Source organism: Pseudomonas sp. P5_B2 (assembly GCF_056400445.1).
In genome coordinates this window covers 1-1,008 of sequence record NZ_JBFULH010001102.1, presented here as the reverse complement: position 1 = coordinate 1,008, position 1,008 = coordinate 1, and the positions used below count along the sequence as shown (strand labels likewise).

The 1,008-nt window shown below is 52.9% G+C and carries 1 protein-coding gene; it reads left to right on the top strand.

Annotated features, from left to right (window positions below):
* Positions 1-17 precede the first annotated feature (17 nt).
* Positions 18-1,008, top strand: a 991-nt coding sequence (locus AC1DRJ_RS29470; protein ID WP_477805228.1) for a DUF4135 domain-containing protein, incomplete at its 3' end; no start/stop codon positions are given.

Genomic DNA, 1,008 nt, shown 5'->3' with positions numbered 1-1,008 from the left:
ACCCGGTATTGACTGTGATGCTGATCCAGCAGATGGAAAGCACATCGGCCTACTTGTACAAAGTCATCTCCCATTTTGCAGAGGATACCGATGCTCTGGTTCAGCTGTTCGCACTGAGAGGTCGACGAATCGACTCGATCGATCTCGGCTGGGGCGATCCCCATGCAAACGGCGAAACGGTCTGTGCTGTTCAGATCGCGGGCACTACCTTGGTCTACAAACCAAGAAGCAACCGCGAAGCGACGTTCTATGGCGCGTTGCTGAGGCTGTTGCACGAGAGCAACCGTGACGAGTGCTTCTCTGCATATACCCCGTCGCTGATTTGCAGAGATGATCATTGCTGGCTCGAAAAAGTCGAGAACCAGCCCTGTGAAAAGCCGAGTGACGTGGCGTTGTTCTATCGGAGGGCAGGAGCGCAGATTGCGATAGTCCACGCCCTCAATGGCATGGATTTTCACTACGAGAACATCATCGCGTGCGGCAGCAGTCCCGTCTTGATTGATCTGGAGTGCCTGTTCACAGCCCCCATAATTGATCTCAAGGGTGACCTTCCCGGCACGAGTGCGTTGTTCAAAACCTTGAAGCTCAACGGTCAGTCGATATTCGCGACGGGTTTTGTTCCGTATTCACCTGGTTCTGAAAACGACTTCAGCGGTCTGACCCGACAAAAGCACTTCACCACAAGTGTCCAGCGCCTGGTTCGTGAACAAGGTTTCTATCACTTGAAGCGGATCAGCATCCAAAAGACAGCGGTTGCCCGACACCTTCCGGTTTTCAACGATGTGCCCCGTTCGCTGGAAGACTACCAGGACGAGGTCGTTGAAGGTTTCGAGCTGGCTTATGATGAAGTGATGAAACATCGGAGCGCGATACTGGCGCTGATTCGTCAACACGCCAGTCAGTTGAAAACACGGGTGTTAATAAAAAATACCCAGCGCTATGTGGACTTCATCGAGTTGACACTGCATCCGCGTTTTATGCAGTGCATGCTCCAGCGCCAGTTGCTGC